The 6,735-nt window shown below is 49.1% G+C and carries 3 protein-coding genes; all 3 read right to left on the bottom strand.

What is annotated here, in order from left to right; all coding sequences use genetic code 11:
• Positions 1–835: histidine kinase (locus tag VFG09_15260; GenBank protein ID HET6516510.1), on the bottom strand; the 835-nt coding region annotated here is incomplete at its 3' end.
• A gap of 483 nt (positions 836–1,318) precedes the next feature.
• Entirely contained in the window at positions 1,319–2,869 is a 1,551-nt protein-coding gene (locus VFG09_15255) for an ATP-binding protein (protein HET6516509.1), read from the bottom strand.
• A gap of 157 nt (positions 2,870–3,026) precedes the next feature.
• Positions 3,027–6,059 carry a chemotaxis protein CheB gene (locus VFG09_15250; protein HET6516508.1) on the bottom strand — a complete coding sequence of 1,011 codons (3,033 nt, stop codon included), beginning with the start codon at positions 6,057–6,059 and terminating at the stop codon, positions 3,027–3,029.
• Between the last annotated feature and the right edge of the window lie 676 nt (positions 6,060–6,735).

The following is a 6,735-nucleotide window of genomic DNA, read 5'->3' as shown; positions in this document are numbered from 1 at the left end:
CAAGATCTACCATTTGTCCATCGCAATGGCCTGACAGAGCAACATCTTGGGGCTGCACCCAGTTTCCCAGACAGACTTGAGGTCCGGCTACAGTCCTGATTATCGTGTATCCTTCGAACTCTTGAGTTTGTGACTCGACCGCAGCAGAAAGGCCTAACGTGTCCAGTAAGCCTGGTCTTAAGTCGGCACAAATTGTTTTCACCGACTGGATAGCCTCATCTATGACCCTGGTCATGGATGCGCTCTTTTCCGCCAGCACTGCGTCGTCTCTATATTTCTTCTCGAGCCAAGAAAGGTCCATCTTAAGCGCCATGAGAGTCTGCCCCAGTTCGTCGTGAATCTCCCGAGCTATCCTCGCCCTATCTTCTTCTCTCGCAGCTTGTAAATGTGAAGAAAGATTGCGAAGCTCTTCCCGGGATCTTTGCAGTTCTTCTTCAGCCTTCTTACGTTTTATTCTCTCCGTCGCTTCCCTTAAGGCCCGGCGCACTGAAGGCAGAAGCCTTGAGAGCCCGTTTTTCAGAACATAATCTGTCGCACCGCTCTTAAGTGTTTCGATGGCGAGTTCTTCCCCCATATTCCCTGTAACAAAAATGAATGGGATATCGGGACATTTGTCCGTTGCGATGGCAAGTGCCGAGAGGCCGTCAAAGCTAGGCAATGAATAGTCGGCAAAGATTATATCTAAGTTGCCCTTGTCAATCACCGCGATAAAATCAGCGCGTGTTTCTACCCGACACATATCGCAGGCAATACCTTCTTCCTCAAGAGTCGACTTAACGAATTCGGCGTCAAAAGGATTATCTTCCAGGTGTAGGACGCTCAAAAGAGATTTCATTGGGAAAAGCTCCTTCTTTGCATGAAGCCTACGTCATTTTGTATCCGCCAACCGGCGGTGGCCGCTGACGATCGCCCAATAGGCCCCTAGAAGTTTGATAGCATCAATAAACTGATGGAAAACCACCGGCTTTACTACATAGCTGTTTGCGCCGAACTTGTACCCCTCGATTATATCCTGTTTTCCTTGGATGACGTGAGAATTACCACAGGAATGCACCTGAGCTTCTCGTCGGTCTTCATCTGCCTGAGAACTCGAGGCCGTCTATCTTGGGAAGTTTAAGGTCCAACAGGACAACGGCGGGATGGCCGTCTGTCCTGTTGGCAAACTTTCCACGGTAATTAAGATAATCGAGCGCTTCGTCGCCATCGTGAACAGCTACAACCTCAGTGGCGAGATTGTTTTCGGCAAGACTGTCATGATAAGTTCGACATCGTTTGGATCATCTTCAACCAGCATAATACGGCGCAGTTCCGGCATGTTTTATATCTCCTTTGTCTTTGGAAGAGTAAAGTAAAATGTTGCGCCCTGCCCCACAGCGCCTTCGGCCCAGATCCTTCCGCCATGGCGGGAAATGATGCGCTGCACATTCGCAAGACCAATGCCTATTCCTTCAAATTCGTCCTGGGTATGGAGCCGCTGGAACACGCCGAAGAGTTTATCTGCATATTGCATGTCAAATCCCACGCCATTGTCCGTGACAGAACAGGTGAATTTATCTTCCTCATCCTTGCACTCAATCTTGATTTCAGCCTGAGGACGAGTACGTGTGAACTTAACTGCATTAGAGAGGAGATTAACAACCGCAAGTCTTAGGAGTGACCGGTCACCAAGTACGTCAGGTAGTTCATCGATCTCCCATCTAATCTTCCGTTCCTTCAGCTCTTCTTGAATTTCCCGGACCGCTCCTTTTATAAGGGTATTTAAATTTACTCTTTTCTTCTGCATCTCTGTGCGCCCCATCCGCGAAAACTCGAGCAGGTCATCGATGAGCCTCCCCATCTTTTTTGCAGCTCCGGCTATTGCATCCGCGTAAAGGTGAGTTTTTTCATCAGGGTGGTCCACTAGTCTTTTTTGAAGCAGTCCCACAAAGCCCGACATGTGCCGGAGAGGGGCGCGAAGATCATGAGAGACTGAATAGCTAAAGGCATCAAGCTCTTTGTTTGCGGCTTCGAGCTCCCTGTTCGTCGCCGCAAGTTCCGCATTCCCCTGATTGAGGTTTTCGTTCAGCTTTTGAACCAATTCCTCGGCCTGCTTGCGCTCCGTGATATTATCAAAAACAGCTACAAAGTATCCCCTTTCCATACTATAGGCTGAGATGGAAAACCATGAGCCCAAAGGTTTGACTTTGATTTCGAATTTTTCTTGCTGGCCCGACAGTGCTACACGGCTATAAATCTCAAACAATTCTGGACTTGACTCTTTGATCCCGGGAATTACCTCGGTGACTCTTTTGCCTACCACGTTTTTCAATCCAGTCAGCTTTCCGAAAGCACTGTTGACGTCGAGATAAACAAAATCCAGCGGTCTGCCGTGGTCGTCAAAAAGCATCTTGCAGTAGGCAAACCCCTCAAACATGTTTTCAAACAGCGAGTGATACCGCTTTTCACTTTCCCTTAAAGCCGCCTCCACCCTCTTGCCTTCAGTGATATCGCTGACCGCCGAACGGCACAGGGTCAGCCTACCTTTTTCGTCCTCCACCGCAATACTCAGCAACTGGGCATAAAACACGGATTTGTCCTTTCTCCTCACCCGTACCTCACAGGGCTGCAAGGCCTCTTTGCTCAACACCTCCGCCATATGTTTGACAAAGATGTCTTTATCGTCTGACATTACGAAAAGTGAAAAAGGCTTACCGATTAAAAATCGTTTGTCTATGCCGAGGAGATTGGAGACGGTGAGATTTGCTTCCCGTATCAGGCCGTCTTTATCAAACGTAAAATAGCCTGTGGGGGCGAAGTCATACAGGTCTGCATACCTGCCGCGTGACGCTTCGAGCTCTGTCTGTGCCCTGCGCAGCTCTTCGTTCTGCATTTCCAACTCGATTTGATAGGTGCCGAGCTCATGAACAAGACGCTTGATATCAAGAGCGGAAAGGTCCCGTAATCTTCCTTCCTGTTCTCGCAGTTTTTTTTCAGCCTTCTTGCGTAGGGCATCAAGGTCATTTTGCTTCTTTTTCATAAGCGGCAGCTCACCTCCCCGATATGTCCTCGATCGCAAGCAAGATCATCTCGGTTTGCTTGTCTGCCTGATAGATCCTTCGAGCATTGAGCAGCAGCTTCTTATGCCCCGTAGCCGGGAATATATGCTCAACCTCGAAATTCTCAAATTGGGCATTTTGGGGAAGGACCTTCTCTAAAAGTTCCCTGAGCGCCGGGATGTCCCACTGACGATTGCCAAGCTCGAAAATAAGTCTCCCCTCGGTCTCTTCGCGCGACACGGTAAAGGCCTGGTAAAAAGACCTGTTAGCCGTTATTACCTTGAACGCCGCATCAAGGATGACTAGCGGCTCCCGCACTGTCTCCACAATACCTTCAGCGTAATTCATGGCGTCTTGAAGCGCCTCCTGAGTTTTTTTCTGTTTGGTAACGTCGGTGAACGTTATGACGACGCCGTCTATGATGTTCTCTGTAGTCCTGTAGGGAAGCACTCGCGTTAAATACCAGAGTCCCTTATGATCGCGGACTTCCTTTTCTTTCACCATGAGGGTTCTCAGCACCTCTCCCGCGTCCGTGAGCAACTCCGGATAATCCAGCTTTGAAACAATATCGCTGATGGGCCGACCGATATCCGCGTAGATAAGGTTGAACACATTGGTCATTGCCGGGGTAAAACGCTTTATCCGTAAGCCGGCATTCAGAAAAATAGTCGCAACCTGCGTACTGGCCAGCAGATTGTTCATATCGTTATTCACCTGCGACAGCTCTTCGATCTTGTTTTGCAGTTCGGCGTTTACGGTCACCAATTCTTCATTCACCGACTGGAGCTCCTCTTTGGAGGTCTCAAGTTCCTCATTGGTGCTCTGCAGTTCCTCGTTTGACGACTGCATTTCTTCATTGGAAGACCTGAGTTCCTCATTAGCCGACTCAAGCTCTTCGATAGTGGCCTGAAGGTGCTCTTTCGTAGCTCGTAATTCCTGGTCCATATCGGCAAGACGCTGATCCGACTTGCCCGGTATATATGCCCGCAGCTTTTCGATCTTTCTGCCTTTGGGAGACGAAGGTTCCCTGAATACCACCATAAGAAGTCCCAGCGCGGAATCCGGTTTCGAAATATATTTTACCTCCAGATTCACTGTCAGGTAGCCGCCGTCTGCTTTTACCTGCACGCCTTCGATGGCTATATCCTTTTTCCGGGCAGCTGCCCGGCGGAGCGCGGTCCTCAATTCAAGCGTTAATCCCTCACGTGCCATTTCGATAATGTTCAGCCTTGCCTTTCCCGAAGCAGGCTCCAGATATTTCCCGGTCTTGCCGTGGAAATAGAGGACGTCTCCTTTGTCATTCACAATTACACAGGGCGGCGAGTAGTGATCGAGAAGTATCTTCTCGGTGATCTCGCCGATCTCTATGACCCCGTTTCTTTTTATAGCAGGGAGTGCTTCTCTCCCGGCTGTGCCTTCTGGTATTGCCGATGGACGCCGCAAATCCAAGGACCATACCGCAGCGGACTCATGCATCCTCGTCTTAAATATTTTCCACCGTTTGTCAATAGCGGCAAACAGGTCGGAGAAATCCCCGGTTGTTTCGGAAGAACCAAGAAAAAGAATCCCCTCGGGCTTCAGGGAATAGTGGAAAATCGGAATTAGCTTCTTCTGAAGATCGGTACCCAAATAGATAAGAACATTCCTGCAGATGATCACATCGAGCTTCGTGAACGGCGGATCTTTGGCGATATTTTGTGCGGCAAAGACAATCATCTCCCGGATTTCGTCTTTTACCTTATAGGCAACGCCCTTCGGAGTGAAGAAACGTTCCAGTCGCTCCGGCGATACATCGACGGTAATACTGTCGGGATATACGCCGGCGCGTGCGACGCCGATAGCTTCGCTGTCAAGATCGGTGGCGAAGATCTGAACCCTGCATATATTATTCACCGCATGCATGTATTCATGGACGGCAATGGCTACGGAATAAGCCTCCTCGCCTGTGGAGCAGCCTGGTATCCAGATGCGCACCGGCTGGTCGCAGGGCCTGCCTTTGAACAGGAGCGGCAGCCCCTTTTCCTTGAGGGCGTCAAACGCCTCGCTGTCCCTGAAAAAGCTGGTAACCCTTATCAAAAGCTCTTTGAAGAGTACATCAATTTCATGGGAGGCTCTTCGCAGGTAGGAGACATAATCCGTCAGATTTTTGATCTGGAGAATGGCCATTCGCTTTTCAATTCTCCGGATAATGGTGTTCTGTTTGTACATCGACAAATCATGGCCCGTATGCGCCCGGATCAGAACAAAAATCTTCTGGAGCGGCTCAAGCGTCTTGCCATCGGGCATGACCGCAGGTTTAAGCGGCATGGCGCGCACATGCTTTACATAGCGCAGCAGCTCCTCAGGCATTTTCTCGGGCGGCAGGACATAATCCGCGAGTCCCGTAGCCAATGCGCTGGCCGGCATGCCTGCATACTGGGCGGACTTCACTTCTTGAACAAGCGCAAGGCCGCCTTTCTCTTTGACCGCCCTTAATCCCAGCGTCCCTTCCGTTCCGGTTCCGGAGAGGACAATGCAGATAGCCTTCTCTCCACAGTCTTCAGCAAGCGAGCGGAAAAAGAAATCAATGGGATGCCTCAACCCTTTTCGCTCCACAGGCTCCAGCAACTGGATCTTCCTTCCCATGAGAGCCATATCTTTGTTTGGAGGGATAATGTACACACAATCACGCTTAACCTCCACACCGTCTTCCGCCTGAGAGACCTCCATCTTTGTGTACCGCTTCAGGAGGTCGCTCATAATGCTTTTGTGTTCGGGTGAAAGATGCGGGATCAGCACAAATGCCATGCCGCTATCAGCGGACATATTGGTGAAAAACCGCTCAAACGCATCCAGCCCTCCGGCGGAGGCGCCTATGCCGACAATATAGAAGTCTTCCCTTTCGCTCCTGACCGGCTGATTTTTTTCAGGAACTGATAGAACCGTTTTTCTCTTGCGGTGCAGGGTGTTGTCAGAGCTGGCGGCTCTCTTCTTCACAGAATCTTTCCGTTCCTTTGTTTCTTTCTTCTTTCTCCTTGCAGCCATTTTGTTCCCTCTTACCTTCACGCCGATTCTCTAAATTAATGGGTATCTTTCCCAACAGGTTAAATATTCTATTCTTCCTTCAACATCAATCTTTAACATCAATTATACAAAAAATACCGGGGTAAGACAAAATTCTTGGTAGAAGGGGTGGGATTAAGGTTATTGTTGTCCAACCCCGCGAAAAGATAAAATAAGAAATTCAATTACAATCTATTAACCGCGTCTATTTTGGATTTATCCTTGATAGCGGGATACCTCATCGTGGTGTTCATGCCTGAATGTCCCAACAGCTCGGCTACCCTTCTGATATTCTCGCCACTATCGATCAGCTTACACCAAAGGAGTTCTGTTGTGTGTTATTGGTGGTACTTCTCGCTTTGAAGGATTTGAGCAGTGCGTTATTTATGGAAAGTCACGTCTTCGCCCTCAGCCCTTTTTGTTTATTAGGAGGGGTACATCGCGCATCATCATTGCCTGTCCAGCGTTAAGTTCCAAAAGTAACCTGGCATATGTGGTAAAAAAGCCACAGGCTTGATTTCAGGAAGGATATTCTTCTTGGCTAACTGATCAAGAACCGGCATGGTTTCCAATGGAATTAATTGGCAGTCATGAGGTGTCCCATAAGTGGAGACTTGACTTTTACAGCCTAGGCTTGGTTCGGTAGATCATTTTTTCA

It is taken from the genome of Thermodesulfovibrionales bacterium, from assembly GCA_035686305.1.
Lineage (GTDB): Bacteria > Nitrospirota > Thermodesulfovibrionia > Thermodesulfovibrionales > UBA9159 > DASRZP01.
The sequence above is the reverse complement of the archived record's forward strand: the minus strand, read 5'-3'. Positions and strand labels throughout refer to the sequence as shown.